The organism is Streptomyces sp. TP-A0356 (assembly GCF_001417775.1).
GTDB lineage: Bacteria > Actinomycetota > Actinomycetes > Streptomycetales > Streptomycetaceae > Streptomyces.
This window is the reverse complement of the sequence record NZ_BBZJ01000030.1, coordinates 1-14,893: the sequence shown is the minus strand read 5'-3', so window position 1 is coordinate 14,893 and position 14,893 is coordinate 1. Positions and strand designations below refer to the sequence as shown.

The following is a 14,893-nucleotide window of genomic DNA, read 5'->3' as shown; positions in this document are numbered from 1 at the left end:
TTGTGGACTTCTCTGGAACCTGCCTCCGCGACCGTGGATGCGGGTGGCAGTACGAGGGTGCGGCTGCGGTTGCGCAACACCGGTGATGTGGTCGACGAGTACCGGTTCGAGCCGGTGGGGCCGGTCGCGCCGTGGACGATCGTGGAGCCGGGGACTCTACGGCTCTACCCGGGGACCACGGGGACGGTGGAACTGACGTTCTCGCCGCCTCGCACCCCGGACGCGGCTGCCGGCCCGAATCCGTACGCGGTGCGGATCACGCCGACGGAGCACCCGGAGGCGACGACCGTCCCGGAGGGCAACCTCACCATCACCCCGTTCACGGAGGTGCGGGCGGAGTTGGTTCCGCCGACGGTGAAGGGGCGTTTCCGGGGCCGGCCTCGGCTGGCGATCGACAACCTGGGCAACACCAAGCTCACGGCGTCGGTCAACGGCAGTGACAACGGCGATCAGTTGTCGTACGACATCCACCCGAGCAATGTGCAGATCGAGCCCGGGCGTGCCGCGTTCGTGAAGACGACGCTGAAGCCGCGGAAGATCATCTGGTTCGGGGCCAGGGAGCAGCGGCCGTACACGCTGTCCGTGTTGCGCTCGGGCGTCAATCCGCTTCTGGTGGAAGGGACTTACATCCAGCGCGGGTTCCTGCCCCGCTGGCTGGCGACCTTCTTCGGGGTCCTCACCGCGCTCGCCGTGACGTTCGTGATGCTGTGGATCGCCTACAAACCCGCGGTCAACACCGGCGCCACCGAGAAGGTCGCCGAAGCCGGCACCACCCTCGCACCCGCCGCCCCGACGCCGAGCCCGCTCGTCAGCGCGCCGGCACCGGAGCCCTCCGCGCCTGCGCAGGGCGGCGTCGAGAGCAAGGCACCCGGCAGTTCGGGGGGATCGGGAGGCGGGCCGGGGTCCTCGGGGTCCTCGGGCGGTGGCGGCAAGACGTCCAGTGGGTCGAAGCCGACGCCCAAGAACTCCACCCCCGCCGCAGTGGGACAGCTGATCATCGGGCAGGCGTCGAACCGCTGTGTCGACGTCACCGACGCCCAGAACGGCAAGGGCAAGGACGGCACCCGGCTCCAGCTGTGGGACTGCGCGGGATCGGCCAATCAGAAGTGGGACTTCCGCGGCGACGGCACCGTGCGCTCGCTCGGCATGTGCATGGACGTGGCCTGGGGCTCCAGGGACGACGGGGCGGCGATCCAGCTGGCCCGGTGCAGCGGCAACCCGGCGCAGCAGTTCGTGCTGAGCACCGCCGGTGACCTGGTGAACCCGCAGGCGGACAAGTGCGTGGACGCCGTGAACAACGGGACCGGCAACGGGACCAAGCTCCAGCTGTGGACCTGCTCCGGGACGGCCAACCAGAAGTGGCGGGTGCAGAACTGACGACCGGCGGCCGGCGGGGCCCTGCTACCAGGACCTTTCGCCCGGCACCAGGCGGGGCCCTGCTACCAGGCGCCCTCGCCCGGCACCAGGCGGCCCGCCTTGCGGTACTCGCGGCGGGCGCCCTCCAGCAGGTCGGCCGCGGTGACCGACTCACCGCGGCCCGCGGCGAGATACGCGGCGCTCACCACGGCGCTGCGGATGGAGCCGCCCGCCAGCTCGAACCCCGCGGCCAGTGAGCCGAGTTCCAGCCCCTCGGCACACGGCACATGGGACAGACTGTGCCGCCACAGCGCCAGCCGCTGTTCCGCGTCCGGGAACGGGAAGTCGACCACCAGGTCCAGGCGCCGGGTGAACGCCTCGTCGATGTTGGCCCGCAGGTTGGTGGTGAGCAGGGCGATCCCGTCGAAGGACTCCAGCCGCTGGAGCAGGTAGGCGCTCTCCATGTTGGCGTACCGGTCGTGCGAGTCCTTCACCTCGGACCGCCTGCCGAACACGGCGTCGGCCTCGTCGAAGAGAAGTACGGCATCGGTGCGGTCGGCCTCGGTGAAGATGCGTTCGAGGTTCTTCTCGGTCTCTCCGACGTACTTGTCCACGATGGACGACAGCTGCACCACGTAGAGGTCGAGGCCCAGTTCGGCGGCCACCACCTCCGCCGACAGCGTCTTGCCGGTGCCGGACTCGCCGGCGAACAGGCCGAGGACGCCCCGGCCCCGGCCGCCGCCCGCGCTGAGCCGCCAGTCGCCGAGCACCCGGTCGCGATGACGGGCGCGCAGGGCCAGCTCCCGCAGCTGGGTCAACGGGCGCTCGGGCAGGACCAGGTCCCGCCAGTCGACGTCGGGCCGGATCCGGCGGGCGTGCTGTTCCAGTCCGGAGGCCGACTGCTGGCGGGCCGCGAGGCGCAGATGGGCGGGGGAGAGCGGGGTGCCGTCGAAGGCGGCGAGGCCCTGGGCGGCGCGGACGGCACGGTCGATGCGCTCGTCGGAGAGGTGGTACGGCGCGACGGTGGCCGCCAGATCGAAACCGGGCTCCTCCCCGAGGACCGCCGACCAGGCGCCCACCGCTCCCGCGCGGCGCCGGGGCACCTCCAGGACCAGCGGGTCGTGGTCGCACCAGTGGGGGTCGTACGGGCGGGGCCCGGTGATCAGCACGGCGACGTCGGCTGCCGTGGCCAATTCCCTCATCAGCGGCCCGGGCTGGTCCGGGAGCCCGGAGACGACGACCGCGTGACCGGCGAGGCGGGCCTCCCGCAGCAGGTCGGGCACCCGGTCCTCGGGCCCGGAGAAGCGCAGGGCGGAGACGCCCGCGATGCGCAGGGCGGCGGAGAGGCAGGCGAGCCCGTCGCCCTCACGGTTCTCCCGGAGATAGGCGGTGAGCGGGGGACCGGCGGCTATGCCGGCGGCCAGGCGGTGCACGAAGCGGGTGAACTCGTCCTCGTCATCGGCCGGTCGTGGTGACTCGGGCAGCGGCTGGAGGTACCCGGTGAGCGCGGCGTCGGGCGTGTCGTCGCCGAGCAGGTGCGCCACCAGCCGGTCGGGTACGCGCAACGAGCGGCTGAGGAAGGGACGTTCGGGTTCCTCCACGGTGATCAGTCCGAGCGCGGACAGCGGGGCCGTGGGGTGCAGGCGGGCCCGTGCGCCTGCCGAGTGGGCGGGAATCCCGCACAGGTCGAGGGCGAGGGCGACGGTGGCCCGGCGTCGGCTGACGTCGTCGTTGAGGTAGCCGTACAGCGGCTCGAAGCTGCGGTCCAGGTCGGGGGCAAGGGCGATGAGGAGGAGAGCGGTGTCGAGCTCGGTGAGACGGAGGCGGGCGGCGAGGCCGGCCAGGCGGTCGTCCGGCGGCTCCGTGGGGTCGTGGAGCGCGGGTGGCAGGGGCTCGGCCGGGCGCAGCAGATGTCGTACCGCCTCCTGCGACAGGTAGAGGCCGCGCAGCGGGTCGGTGGCGGTGGGGTCGTCGGCGGAGCGGTGGTCGACGAGCAGGGCGACCTGGTCGCGCAGGGCGGCGAGGCGCATGAGGAGGGGGGCGGCGGGGTCGGACTCCGTCCTGTCGTGCACGTCGTCCGCCCGGGTCCACGTGGTCACGTCGTGCTGCCCGTCCCGCCCGCGCGCCGGGCCGTCCTGCGGGCGTCCCGGGCCGCCGCGACCTGCCGCGGCCGGTGCGCGCGTTCCTCCGCCTCGGGCGGGGTGCCGTCCAGGGCCCGTACGCGTACGGCGGCACCCTCCGTGACGGGCGGGCCGGCGTCGTACTCGGGGTACGCCGGGAAGGGCGCGGTGACCACCAGGTCCAGGGACGGCTTGAGTTCGCCGCCGAGCGCGGACCAGATCTCCGCCAGGGACCGGGACTCGGTCTGGATGCCGGCCACCGACAACGGCACCGCCATGCCCAACGCGCCCAGTGAACCCGGCAGTTCGGAGGGCGGCAGCAGCTCGCGCGGAATGAGCGTGGCCAGGACCGCGGACAGCAGCCGGTGTTCGTCCTGCGGCTGCTTGGTCCACGCCGTCACCAGGTACGACAGCCGGAACCAGCGCGGCGGCTGGCGGCGCTTGACGACCACGTCCCGCTCGTCGAGCACGGGGACATGCCCCCGCTGACGGCGATTCACGTCCTCCCGGATGTCGTACAGGTACGCGTTGATCGTGGGCGCGTTGCGGCGGGCCGCCCAGTCGCGGGTGGGCGCGTCGAAGGCGACGTCGATGCCGGAACCGGCCAACGCCCCGCCGCCGAGCAGGGATTTGAGAACCTCGTCCACTTCGTGGATCACCGTCGTGCTCCCACCCTGCCGTGCTGTGCCCTGCCGGACCTTGCCCGAACGCCTGCCGCCACAACCGATCCTGCCCTCCCGGGCACCCTGCCCCGCAGGCACGCCGGGGACGGCGGCGGGGCCGACCGTGCTGCCCGAGGGGCCGGTCTCGGCTGCCCTTTCGGTCAGATGTAGCCTTCCCGCAGGGCATGCGCCACGGCGTGCGCCCGGTTGCGCAGGTGCAGCCGGGTGGTCAGCCCGTGCATGACGTTCTTGACGGTCCGTTCGGAGTAGGACAGCTTGCTGGCGATCTCTCCCGTGTCCAGCCCCTCGGCCACCAGGCGCAGTACGTCCACCTCACGCGGAGTCAGACCCGAGGAGGGAGAGCCGGGCCGGCCGGCCGCGCTGCGGTGCAGGCTTCCCACCTGGCTGATGAGTCGGCCGAGCAGATCGGCGGGCAGGTCGCCGTCCCCGCGGGCGGCCGCGAGGACGGCCTGCACCAGACGGGTCGCGGTGGCCTCGTGGCGCCACACGATGGCACCCACCCCGCACTCGATCACATCGAGCAGTTCTGCCTCTCGCAGCGACCTGACGACGAGCACCGCCCGCGCCCCCTCGCTGCGCACCAGCCGGCGCAGCCGGGTCAGCGCCGCCTCGTCCAGGACGTCGTCTACGAGCAGCGCGACCGTGCCGGGGCCCGAGTTGCTCTCCTCGCGGAGGTCGACCTCCGGGTACCGGCGCAACTGGCCCTGCACACCCTCGCGCAGGATCGGGTCCGGGGCGTGCACCGCCACCGGTATCCGGCCGGAGGAGCCGTCCGTACCGGGGTGTGCGGTCCGCGATGAGCCGAGCAAGCGTTTCTCCCCTGTCCACGTGCCCGCCACCTTTGTGGGGTCGGTGGCAGACGTGCGCTTCTCACATTCCTGGGGCGTGAGGGGCCGGCGCAATCGTGGAGCACCACGAGCAGCACCACGAGATCGGCGCTACGACGACCACGGCGACCACTACGACCAGGGGGACCACTACGACCAGGGGGACCACTACGACCAGGGGGACCACTACGACTACGGGGACCACTACGGCAACGGCGGCTGTGGCCTCCGCGACGCCGGTGACGTCCACCACGGTGACCCGTCCGAGCAAGGAGGCCGGGATGTCCGGGCAGTGTGAACACCCGCGCGAACACCTACGCGAACACCGTGGGGCGGCCGCGGTGCTGGCCGCCGGAGCCGCGCGGGCCAGGGCCGGCGCGGGCGGTCTGGTGCTGCTGCGCGGTGCCACCGGCACCGGCCGCACCACTGTCCTGGAGGCCGCCGCCGGGAATGCCGCCGCGCAGGGCATGCGGGTGCTGCGTGCCCGGTGCTCCCCGGGCGACGCCACCGTGCCCTTCGCCACCGCGCTCCAACTCCTCGGGCCCGTATGCGAGTTCGAGCGGGGCAGCGAACGGGAGCAGGCGGCCCTGCTGTGGCGGGTGCTGCGCTCGTACGCCGAGCAGTCCCCGCTGCTGATCGCCGTGGACGACGTCCACCTCGCCGACGCCCCCTCCTACCGCTGGCTGGTGGAGTCCGCCCGGCACGTGGACCGATTAAGGCTGCCTGTCCTGCTGGCCGTCACCGAACGCAGCCAGTACGACATCGACCCGCCCACGTCGGGCTTCGCCCACACCCTCTCGCCCGCCCTCGTGCGCACGCAGACCCTCGCCCCGCTCACCGCGGAGTCGGCGGCCGCGCTGGTGCGCGCTCGGGTGCCCGCGGCCACCGGGGCGTGGGTCGACGGCTGTGTGCGGGCCGGTGCGGGCAGCCCGCTGCTGCTGCGCGCCCTCCTCGACGACCTCGGCGACCCGGGCCGGAATCCGGCCGTGCCGGAGACCTCCGCCGCGCTGTACCCGGGCGCGTATCCGGAGGCCGTGTCATGGTGGCTGGACAGCGCCGGGCCGGGCACGGCGGAGGTGGCGCGGGCGCTCGCCGCGCTGGACGACGGCTGGGAGGGCACGGCGGACCCCGGCTGCCCCGCCGAGAGTCTGGGCGGGCTGCTGGCCGAGCTGTCGGGCGCCGACCCGGCCCGGGTGACGGGCTGGCTCACCGCCATGACCGGACTGGGCATGCTCCGCCCCGGCCCGGACGGCCGCCCCCGCTACGCCCATCCCCTGCTGCGGGACGCGGTCCTCATCGGCGTGCCCGCGGCCCGGCGCCGCGCGGCGCACCGGCAGGCCGCCGAGGTGATGCTGCACCGCGGCGCGTCCACCGAGACGGTCGCCCGGCAATTGCTGCTGTCCGGCCCGGTGGGCGACTCGTGGGCACCCGGCGTGCTCCAGGACGCGGCCGCGCTCGTCCTGCGCGACGGCCGTACCGACGACGCCGTCGCCTTCCTGCGCCGGGCCCTCGACGAGCCGCTGCCCGACGCACGCCGGCAGCGGCTGCTGACCGAGCTGGGCTCCTTGGAGTGCGCAGGCCCCGAGTCGGCGTCCGGGATCCCCCGGCTCACCGAAGCGCTGCGGCTGCCCGGGGCCCCGCAGGACCGGGTGCGGGCGGCCGTCGCCCTCGGCACCGCGCTCGCCGGGCGCGGCAAGACCCGCGCCGCCGTGGAGGTGCTGCGTACCGTGGACGGGCAGCTCGACGGCCGCCCCGACCTGGCGGGCACCCTGCACAGCGCGTCCGCCCTGCTGTCCGACCACGACCAGACCGTCCGCCGCGAGGTGTACCGGTGGCTGTGCGACTCCGCAGGACGCTCACCGGAGCTGGTCGGCCCCGCCCCCCGGGCCCTGCTCGTCCGGCACGCGGCCACTGCCGGGCTGACCTCGGCGGATGACGCGATGAAGCAGGTGCGGGCGCTGCTCGCCGAGCCCGCCGACCCGCTGACCGAGCCGTTCCTGCTGGGTACGGCCGCCGCGGTCGCCCAGTGGGCCGACGAACTCGACGAGGCGGAGCGGCTGGTGGACCGCGGCCTGGCCGGTCAGCGTCCCGACCTGCTGCATCCGATGCACGAGGCGCTGCTGAACACCCGGGCCGACATCGCGGCGGCGCGTGGTGAGTACGGGCGGCTGCCCGTCGAGCCGCCCGTGACCGCGGACGCGGGGCCCGCCAACGTGCACGCGCACACCCTGATCTCGCTCGTGGAGCTGGGCCGCACGGCCGAGGCCCGGCGGCTCGCGGACGGGTTCGACCTGCGGGCTGCGCCGGACTCCTGGGAGCTGAACCGTTTCCTCTACGCGCGGGGCGTACAGCGCGCCGCCGCGGGCGACCCGGCGGGGGCACTGCACGACTTCCTGGAGTGCGGCCGCCGTCAGACGGCCCGCGAGGTGGTCAGCCCGGTCGTCACCCCCTGGCGCTCGGCCGCCGCCGAGTGCCGGATCGCCCTCGGCAGCCCCCGGGAGGCGCTCGCGCTGGCCGAGGAGGAGCTGCGACTGGCCCGGGTGTGGGGCACCCCGCGCACGGTGGGCCGCGCCCTGCGGGTGCTGGGCACGGTGACCGGCGGTCGCCGGGGTCTGGAGCTGGCCGAGGAAGCCGTACGACTGCTGCGGGGCGCGGGACCGGGCACGGAACCGGAGTTGGTGGCGGCGCTGACCGCCCAGGGGCGGCAGCTGACCGCGGCCGGGGAACGCGCCCGGGCCCGGGAAGCACTGCGGGAGGCGGCCGCACAGGCCGAGCGGCTGGGCGCGCTGCGGCTGCGGACCCTGGCGGACGAGGCCCTGCGCGAGGGCGGCGCCCGGCGCAGCGCCACCGCCCAAACCGGCTCCCGCTCCCTCACCGGCAGCGAGCGCCGCATCGCCCAACTGGCCGCCGACGGCCGCACGAACACCGAGATCGCCGCCCTGCTGCACCTCGCCCGGCGCACCGTGGAGACCCACCTCACCAGCACCTACAAGAAGCTGGGCATACTGCGGCGGGGGGAACTGCGGGAGGCGCTCACCAGACCCTAGTGGGCGGCCGCGGGCGGAGCCGCAGACTCCCGGAGTCCCAGACGGTCGTCCACTCGATCAACCCGATGGCTGTCGCCCGCTACCGTGAACGTCACCGTGTGAACCGTCGGCATGGTCTGTCGAACGAACGGCACCTCCCTGAAGTCCGCTCATGCGGGATTCTCGGACATGTATTTCATGCGGTCATTGACAAGCGCCTCCAGCTGCTTGCCTGCCCGCCCCGAGGCGATGAGGCAGATGGCGACCGCGACGATGCCGGGAACCTCGGTGAGCCACACGGCCTCGGAGGTGGTCACGCTGTAGACGACGACCACCCGCATCGTCGCGTAGGCAAGGAACATCACGCTCCAAACGGTGGAGAGTGAACGGTGAACGCGTAGGAACCGTTGGGAATTCTGCGCCAGCCATTCGAAGGCGATGATGCCGTCCGTGCCGCCCTTCCTGGCCGCAAAGGGTTTCGTGGCGTCCACAGTGATCGGGCGGCCGGTGAAGGTGTTCACCAGGATCCAGATCCCAGCCAGGGCGATGAACAGTGATCCGCGTGCCAGGGTGAGCCGTGGGTCACGGACGGCCAGGTCGAGGACAAGGCCGAGCGCGATCTCCACGATCACCAGGACGCCGAGGTTGTCGATTTTGCCGCGCCGGATCGTGTTGATGATCGAGACGATCGTGGTCAGTGCACCGCCGATCAGCAGTGACCAGAAGGGACTCAGCCCCACCGAGGTCAGCACGTAGTACGACACGAGCGGAACGATGATGTCGAGCAAGTAGGGCAGAACACCGATGATGCCGCGTGCGTGTCGAACCTGGCCCTCAGTAGCCGTGGACACGGTCATTGCTCTCCGATCTGACTGGTCCCCGCGGGATCGGGGTTGGGTTTGGCGGCGTGTGCGGGTCTCAGACATGGGATGGCTTCAGGGCTGTTCGGCTCGCCGACCGCTTGAGCGCCTCGCCCGCTGTGATGCGCATGCCGGCGTGGTAGCGGGCGACCGCATCGGCGATGCACCGCTCCAACGACTACGGCCCGCATCTCACTCCAGGTCCGGCATCCAAAAACCTTAGAGAGTCATTAGATCAGTCACTAAGATAATTGGAGGATAAGGTAAGTTGAGGACATGGTGCAAGGTGCGGCTTCCGAAGATCCGGCGGCGGGCGAGCTGCTCGGCCGCGAGTTCGCCACGGCGATCGTCGTGTTCCACGAAGCCGTGGGCAGACTCCTGGGGCTCAGCGCGGTCGAGCGAAAGTGCCTCGACGTGCTCCGACGGCTGGGACCGGTAGCGGCGGGAACGATCGGGGAACACACGGGCCTGACCACCGGCGCCGTCACCGGTCTGGTGGATCGGTTGGAGAAGGCCGGCTATGTCCGACGCGCACGCGACCCGCACGACCGCCGCAAGGTCGTGGTACAGCTACTGCCGAACGAACGCATGGATGCGCTGCTGGCCGCCGCGCTCGGGCCGTTCACCGACGACATGACGAAGCTGACGACCAAATACAGCGACGCCGAGCGCCGAGCGATCGCTGACTGGGTCGGCAGAACCACTGAGGTGCTGGTCGCCAACACAGAGAGAATCATGAACCTCGACCAGCCCTGAGCCGACCTGCAGACCATGCCCATCCTCATCAGGCCGCCAGGTCGGATGCTCACTCTCCAACTATGGCGCTCAGGGTGGCTGGTCAGCGGCTGGGCCTCCAGCGCGTGAACACGCACTGGTCGGGACCGGCCTGGACACCGCTGCGTGACCTGCGAGAACGCTGACTAACCGGCCTTGGGCGAAGGCCCCCGCAGCCCTCACTCGCCCTGACCACAACAGCGGCACCGAAGGCGTCAACTACTCAATCGGCAGTAGATCCGAGGGCGACTCAATCGGCAGCAGATCCGAGGGCGGCCTTGAGTTCCTCAAGCGTTTCGTCGACAAGTTGGGGCAGTTCCCGGTCCGGGTGTTCGCCCCAGTACTCGAATGCGACCCGGAAGGCGGCGACCATCGCCTCCGCGGTCACCAGCGCCCCTCTATCATCCGCACCGCGTTCGCGGAGCGCTGCGGCCAACGTGGCAGCGACCGACGCGAACACCATCAACTCGCGCTCGCGCAGCACCGGGGTAGCGAGAATCAGGCGTCGGCGATCCTGGGCCTCGTCGCGCCGGATCTGCAGTGCCGCGGACGCGATGTTCAGGCCGGAGGCGGCCGCCTTCACGGCGGACCACGTCGGCGGGCAGCGACTCTAAGCTCAGTGCACCAGCGCCCGCAGCAACCGCCGCCAGTTCAGCCTCCAGCCCCGAGAGCTCACCGAGGCCATCCGCACCGCGCGAGACCAGCAGCAAACCGGCGTTGGGAGCGAGACTGCGCACTCCGTGCGGCATCGAAGGCACCATCCGCCAGGCCACCCACACCACTGGACTACGCCGAGCCCGCTACCGCGGCCTGGCCAAGACACACCTCGACCACACCAGCGCCGCCGCCCTCACCCTCATCCGGCTCCATGCCTGGTGGAGCGGCCGCCCGCTCCACCGCCCCAACCACAGCCACCTCGCTCGACTGCAACTCCGCCTCACATCACAAGTGTTGGGATCAGCCACCGAGATCGGGCAGGTTCGGCGAGGCAGGCGGCGGCGGGCTTCGGGCCGAGGAAGGGGCCAGAACGGAGGGGGCCCCGACGGGCACTGCCCGATCCGCCGAATGCCGCGTGTGAGTGGCCGCGGACGAGGGCTGCGGGCGCCCTGGTGCCTTCCGCACCTCGTTCCTTCACCTGCCTCCGGGCCGAAACCGGCGTAGTCCGGAACGAGTGCCGAACGTATTGACCGTCCTGACGAGAGAACGGCGACCCGCGCAGGGACCTGGACGCGCACGCCACGGTGTACGCGTTCAGTACCGCAGGCTCGGAGCGCGGTGGGCTCTTCCGGCCCAAGGAGCCGTCTCAAGGATTCCAAGTGATGGTCAGCAGGCGGCGTTGCGGGGGAGGATGTTCGTCATGACGGACGAAGGCTCCTCCATCGACCCCACCAAGCCCAGTATCGCCCGCGTCTACGACTACCTGCTCGGCGGCAAGGACAACTACCTCGTGGACCGGGAGGTCGGCGACGTATTCAAACGTGACCTTCCTGGTTCGGTGGCAATCGCCTTCGCCAACCGCGCAGCCCTGACCCGGGCGGTGCGGGAGATCGCGACGACCACCGACGTACGGCAGTTCATCGACCTGGGTAGTGGTCTTCCGACCGCCGACAACGTCCACCAGGTCGCGCAACGGCACGCTCAGGAGTCTCGGGTCGTGTACGTCGACATCGACCCCCAAGTGCTGGTCCACGGCCGTGCGCTGTTGGAGGAGAACGACCGGACTCGGGTCGTTCCTGCCGATGTACGCAACCCCGAAGACGTCCGTACCCACCCGGACACCCTGGAACTGATCGACTTCGATCGCCCCGTCGCCGTCATATTCAGCGCCATCCTTCACCACGTCAACGACGAGGAAGACCCAGCTGGAATCGTCCGCTACTGGCGCGACCACGTGCCCTCCGGGAGCTACTTCTTCGTCAGCCACTTCCGTTCCGGCAGCAATCCGGAGACAGCGGAGGCCGAGGGAGTCCTCCAGCAGACCTTCGGCCGCGGCCGGTGGCGCACCGACGAGGAGATCGAGTCCCTACTGGATGGCCTGGAGATCCTCGACCCCGGGATCGTCCCCGCGTCCCTATGGCGTCGTGACGTGGTCGACAGCCCGTGGGACAGCAGCGGCGAACGGGAGCTCACCGTCTGGGAGCGTCTCATCGCCGCCGGACTGGCCCGGAAGGCCTAGGACTTGTCCGGCGATCGTCCGACCACCCCGTGCCTGCGTCTTTGGTGTGGGCATGGGGCGGGTGATCTGACGGATACCGAGTAGTGGGAGGGACTGTGGCCGTTCCTGCCCGTCAACAATGGACGTTGTGGCCGGTGGCGGGATGACGACCACCTCATGAGGCGTTCGGCGAGGCGGTCGGCGAAGCCGCGCAGGCCGACGGCCTCGTCGCCGTCGCCCAGGCCTCGGCCTGGATGTCGCCCAGCGGGACGTGGCGGCTGTACGCCGCGTCAGTGTCGGGCATGGGCCTGCTGCCTCTCCCGCAGGACCGTGATGGTGTGCTCGCACCAGTCGCGGTTGCCCTGTTCGAAGGTCAGGCCGCGCAGGCACGTCAGGTAGGGGCCGATGCGGTGGCCGTGGCGCAGGAACTCCTCTTCCGTACGGTCACCGCGCATGGTGCGGAGCAGCTTGCCGAAGAGGTCGATCTTGGCCTGGGCGAAGGCGGCACGTTCGGTGAGCTGGGCGATCAGGGCCTCGGTGTCGACGTGGTCGGCGGCCTGGACCTTGACGAGCAGGTCGTCACGGATGAAGGAGGGCTTCGTGGATGCGGCCGTGAACTCCTCCAGCTCCGCAAGCCCGGCATGGGTCACGTGGAACAGGCGCTTGGTGGGGCGGGTCTCCTGGACCACCGCCCGACCTTCGACGAGCCCGTCCTTCTCCAGGCGGGTCAACTCGGCGTAGAGCTGCTGCGGCTGGGCGTGCCAGAAGTTCGCCACACCGACGTCGAACGCCTTGGTCAGCTGGTATCCGCTGAGTTCCTCGTCGAGCAGCGCCGCCAACACGGCGTGCCGGAGCGCCATCCGATCGCCTCCCTCATACCTCTGTCTTCATACCTCTGTCGCCGGACGCACACCCATGATAGTCATGAAAATGACTAATCACATCTATGACTAGGGGAGGATGAGCGCGCAATGAACGCTGCCCATCGATTCCGTGCCGCCGTCGACAACCGGGATCTCACGGCCTTGGACGACCTGTTCACCGAGGACATCCGCTTCTACAGCCCCGTCAAGTTCACCCCGTTCGAGGGCAAGCCGATGGTGCTGGGCCTCTTCGGGGTCCTACTGCGCACGTTCGAGGACTTCAGTTACATCGGCCACTACACCGGCACCGCGCGGACCAGCACCGACGGCACGTCCACCCAGTCGGCGGTGCTGCTCTTTCGCGCCCGGGTGGGCGGCAAGGAGATCCACGGAATAGATCTGCTGCACTTCGGCGACGACGGCCGGATCAAGGAGTTCACCGTCATGGTCCGCCCCCAGTCCGCCGTCCACGCCCTCGGCGAAGCGGTCCTTGCCGGCCTGGTCGCGGACGGCCTTGCGTCGGCGCCCTCGGGTCAGTAGACGCGCATCCTGCCCGTCGCCGCAGGCCCCGAGAGGGGCCTCAGCAAGCCGGATGGCGCGCATCTGACGGTCACGCCGACATGGCCTGCTCGCCGCCTTCGGCGTCTTCCGCGCAGGCGGCGGCGAGATCGTCCAGGGACAGGTGCAGGGCGTGGGCCAGGGCTGCCACGGTGAAGAAGGCCGGGGTGGGGGCCCGGCCGGTCTCGATCTTGCGGAGGGTTTCGGCGGACACCCCGGCGGCTGCTGCCACGTCGACCATGCTGCGGTCACCGCGGGCCCGGCGAAGCAGGATCCCGAAGCGCTCCCCGCGTTGCCGCTCTTGCGGGGTCAAAGGAACTCTCACCATGCCCGTGATACTAATACCGGTATAGGTATTGGGTCGCGTCGCATGGCAGGGAGTCACACACATGGTGGAGATCAAGACGGACACGGCACTGGAGGCGATGCGAGAAGCCGGACGCATCGTGGCCCACGCACTTGCGGCCGCCCGCGGGGCGGCAGCTGTGGGAGTTCGCCTGCGGGAGCTCGACGAAGCCGCCCGCACCGTCCTCACCGAGGCCGGAGCACGTTCTCCGTTCCTGGGCTACCAGCCCTCCTTCGCCCCCATTCCCTTCCCCGCCGTGATCTGCGCGTCCGTCAACGACGCCGTCTCGCATGGCATCCCCGACGACTACCGCCTGCGCGACGGCGACCTGGTCAGCATCGACTGCGGAGCCGAACTCGACGGCTGGACCGGCGACGCCGCGATCAGCTTCACCGTCGGCACCCCTCGCCCCGCCGACCTCGAACTCATCGCCGCCACCCAGCAGGCCCTGGACGCCGGCATCGCCGCCGCCACCGTCGGCCATCGCATCGGCGACATCTCCCATGCCATCAGCACGGTCGCCCGCAAAGCCGGCTGCGGCATGCCCGCCGACTTCGGCGGCCACGGCATCGGCCGCCAGATGCACGAAGACCCCCACGTCCCCAACCACGGACGACCCGGCCGCGGCTTCCCCCTCCGCCACGGCCTCACCCTCGCCATCGAACCCATGCTCATGGCCGGAGGACGCAACGACTACTACACCGACCCCGACGGATGGACCCTGCGCACGATCGACGGCAGCCGAGCCGCCCACTTCGAACACACCATCGCCATCACCGAGGACGGCCCCCGCATCCTCACCCTGCCCTGACCTCGGATCCGCTCACACCCGGCAGCCAGACACATCGGCCAAGAGCCGTGTCGCTCACCTTGACCGCCTCCGAGCGCCACCGGCTCAAGAAGACGGCCACGGTCACAAGACCCCGCCGGGATCCCCCGCGCCCGACCGCGTCTCCAGCACCTGGGCGGACTTCCTGCGCTCCCAGGCAGACGTACTCCTTGCATGCGACTTCTTCGAGACGATCACACGTCCGGGTCTCGGGATGATGTCTGGACTGAGCCAGTCACTGGACGACCGATGTGATGACCGCAGGCCGCAGTGCGCTGCTTCCACTGGGCAGGTAGGAAATGGTCCAGGCGGGGACAGTGCGGTCGGGGTTGCCGAAGAGTGCGCCCTTGGAACAGCTGTAGCTCAGTCTCTTGTCGGCCACGACCAGCGTCGCCCCTCCGACGAAGCTGCAGCTCTGCCCGTCGGTGAGCGTGATGGCGAAGGGCGTGCTGCCGTGAGGAGGGGTGCCGGCGCCCTCGGACTGGCCTGAATTGGC

15 protein-coding genes and 1 pseudogene are annotated in these 14,893 nt (G+C 70.9%); 7 read left to right on the top strand and 9 right to left on the bottom strand.

Annotated elements, in window-relative coordinates; genetic code table 11:
• Positions 1–33 precede the first annotated feature (33 nt).
• Positions 34–1,377, top strand: a complete 1,344-nt coding sequence (locus ASC56_RS30950; RefSeq protein ID WP_079102815.1) for a ricin-type beta-trefoil lectin domain protein — start codon at positions 34–36, stop codon at positions 1,375–1,377.
• A 62-nt stretch (positions 1,378–1,439) separates the two neighbouring features.
• On the opposite strand, the gene ASC56_RS30945 is transcribed toward ASC56_RS30950, so the two are convergent.
• The 3 genes from ASC56_RS30945 to ASC56_RS30935 form a co-directional block, all read right to left on the bottom strand.
• On the bottom strand, positions 1,440–3,386 hold the full coding sequence (locus tag ASC56_RS30945) for an ATP-binding protein (RefSeq protein WP_079102814.1): 1,947 nt from the start codon (positions 3,384–3,386) through the stop codon (positions 1,440–1,442).
• A 65-nt stretch (positions 3,387–3,451) separates the two neighbouring features.
• A complete protein-coding gene (locus ASC56_RS30940; protein ID WP_055494910.1) occupies positions 3,452–4,135 on the bottom strand; it encodes a DUF4255 domain-containing protein in 684 nt (227 codons plus the stop codon).
• 164 nt (positions 4,136–4,299) lie between these two features.
• A complete protein-coding gene (locus ASC56_RS30935; protein WP_055494909.1) occupies positions 4,300–4,968 on the bottom strand; it encodes a response regulator transcription factor in 669 nt (222 codons plus the stop codon).
• A gap of 19 nt (positions 4,969–4,987) precedes the next feature.
• On the opposite strand from ASC56_RS30935, the gene ASC56_RS40105 reads away from it, so the two are divergent.
• Together ASC56_RS40105 and ASC56_RS30930 are read left to right on the top strand one after the other, a co-directional pair.
• The gene (locus ASC56_RS40105) at positions 4,988–5,284 is read left to right on the top strand and encodes a hypothetical protein (RefSeq protein ID WP_107309389.1); all 297 of its coding nucleotides are present in this window, start codon (positions 4,988–4,990) and stop codon (positions 5,282–5,284) included.
• On the top strand, positions 5,268–8,033 hold the full coding sequence (locus ASC56_RS30930) for a LuxR C-terminal-related transcriptional regulator (RefSeq protein WP_055494908.1): 2,766 nt from the start codon (positions 5,268–5,270) through the stop codon (positions 8,031–8,033). Before ASC56_RS40105 ends, ASC56_RS30930 begins: the two co-directional genes overlap by 17 nt.
• Positions 8,034–8,182: 149 nt before the next feature.
• Here the strand turns inward: ASC56_RS30930 and ASC56_RS30925 are convergent, their stop codons facing one another.
• The gene (locus ASC56_RS30925) at positions 8,183–8,869 is read right to left on the bottom strand and encodes a VC0807 family protein (protein ID WP_055494907.1); all 687 of its coding nucleotides are present in this window, start codon (positions 8,867–8,869) and stop codon (positions 8,183–8,185) included.
• Positions 8,870–9,148: 279 nt separating this feature from the next.
• Between ASC56_RS30925 and ASC56_RS30920 the strand changes: the two genes are divergently transcribed.
• On the top strand, positions 9,149–9,628 hold the full coding sequence (locus ASC56_RS30920) for a MarR family winged helix-turn-helix transcriptional regulator (protein WP_055494906.1): 480 nt from the start codon (positions 9,149–9,151) through the stop codon (positions 9,626–9,628).
• A 268-nt stretch (positions 9,629–9,896) separates the two neighbouring features.
• On the opposite strand, the pseudogene ASC56_RS30915 reads toward ASC56_RS30920, so the two are convergent.
• Positions 9,897–10,232, bottom strand: a pseudogene (locus ASC56_RS30915) (TetR family transcriptional regulator); the annotation flags it as partial.
• Between the two features lie 762 nt (positions 10,233–10,994).
• On the opposite strand from ASC56_RS30915, the gene ASC56_RS30910 reads away from it, so the two are divergent.
• A complete protein-coding gene (locus tag ASC56_RS30910; protein ID WP_055494904.1) occupies positions 10,995–11,822 on the top strand; it encodes an SAM-dependent methyltransferase in 828 nt (275 codons plus the stop codon).
• A gap of 154 nt (positions 11,823–11,976) precedes the next feature.
• On the opposite strand, the gene ASC56_RS40095 is transcribed toward ASC56_RS30910, so the two are convergent.
• The gene (locus tag ASC56_RS40095) at positions 11,977–12,105 is read right to left on the bottom strand and encodes a hypothetical protein (protein WP_371330313.1); all 129 of its coding nucleotides are present in this window, start codon (positions 12,103–12,105) and stop codon (positions 11,977–11,979) included.
• Entirely contained in the window at positions 12,092–12,661 is a 570-nt protein-coding gene (locus ASC56_RS30905; protein ID WP_055494903.1) for a PadR family transcriptional regulator, read from the bottom strand. Before ASC56_RS30905 ends, ASC56_RS40095 begins: the two co-directional genes overlap by 14 nt.
• A 111-nt stretch (positions 12,662–12,772) precedes the next feature.
• On the opposite strand from ASC56_RS30905, the gene ASC56_RS30900 reads away from it, so the two are divergent.
• A complete protein-coding gene (locus tag ASC56_RS30900; RefSeq protein WP_055494902.1) occupies positions 12,773–13,204 on the top strand; it encodes a nuclear transport factor 2 family protein in 432 nt (143 codons plus the stop codon).
• Between the two features lie 70 nt (positions 13,205–13,274).
• Here ASC56_RS30900 and ASC56_RS30895 read toward each other — a convergent pair whose 3' ends face one another.
• Positions 13,275–13,550, bottom strand: coding sequence for a helix-turn-helix domain-containing protein (locus ASC56_RS30895; RefSeq protein ID WP_055494901.1), 276 nt, complete (start codon positions 13,548–13,550; stop codon positions 13,275–13,277).
• Between the two features lie 61 nt (positions 13,551–13,611).
• Between ASC56_RS30895 and map the strand changes: the two genes are divergently transcribed.
• A complete protein-coding gene (gene map / locus ASC56_RS30890; RefSeq protein ID WP_055494900.1) occupies positions 13,612–14,379 on the top strand; it encodes a type I methionyl aminopeptidase in 768 nt (255 codons plus the stop codon).
• Positions 14,380–14,632: 253 nt separating this feature from the next.
• On the opposite strand, the gene ASC56_RS30885 is transcribed toward map, so the two are convergent.
• Positions 14,633–14,893: hypothetical protein (locus ASC56_RS30885; RefSeq protein WP_199836109.1), on the bottom strand; the 261-nt coding region annotated here is incomplete at its 5' end.

Excerpts from the sequence above, each read along its gene's own strand:
- ASC56_RS30930 (WP_055494908.1), top strand. The coding sequence starts at position 5,268 with ATGTCCGGGCAGTGTGAACACCCGCGCGAACACCTACGCGAACACCGT.
- ASC56_RS30945 (WP_079102814.1), bottom strand. The coding sequence starts at position 3,386 with ATGCGCCTCGCCGCCCTGCGCGACCAGGTCGCCCTGCTCGTCGACCAC.
- ASC56_RS30920 (WP_055494906.1), top strand. The coding sequence starts at position 9,149 with ATGGTGCAAGGTGCGGCTTCCGAAGATCCGGCGGCGGGCGAGCTGCTC.
- ASC56_RS30900 (WP_055494902.1), top strand. The coding sequence starts at position 12,773 with ATGAACGCTGCCCATCGATTCCGTGCCGCCGTCGACAACCGGGATCTC.
- map (WP_055494900.1), top strand. The coding sequence starts at position 13,612 with ATGGTGGAGATCAAGACGGACACGGCACTGGAGGCGATGCGAGAAGCC.
- ASC56_RS30925 (WP_055494907.1), bottom strand. The coding sequence starts at position 8,869 with ATGACCGTGTCCACGGCTACTGAGGGCCAGGTTCGACACGCACGCGGC.
- ASC56_RS30910 (WP_055494904.1), top strand. The coding sequence starts at position 10,995 with ATGTTCGTCATGACGGACGAAGGCTCCTCCATCGACCCCACCAAGCCC.
- ASC56_RS30905 (WP_055494903.1), bottom strand. The coding sequence starts at position 12,661 with ATGGCGCTCCGGCACGCCGTGTTGGCGGCGCTGCTCGACGAGGAACTC.
- ASC56_RS40095 (WP_371330313.1), bottom strand. The coding sequence starts at position 12,105 with ATGCCCGACACTGACGCGGCGTACAGCCGCCACGTCCCGCTGGGCGAC.
- ASC56_RS30895 (WP_055494901.1), bottom strand. The coding sequence starts at position 13,550 with ATGGTGAGAGTTCCTTTGACCCCGCAAGAGCGGCAACGCGGGGAGCGC.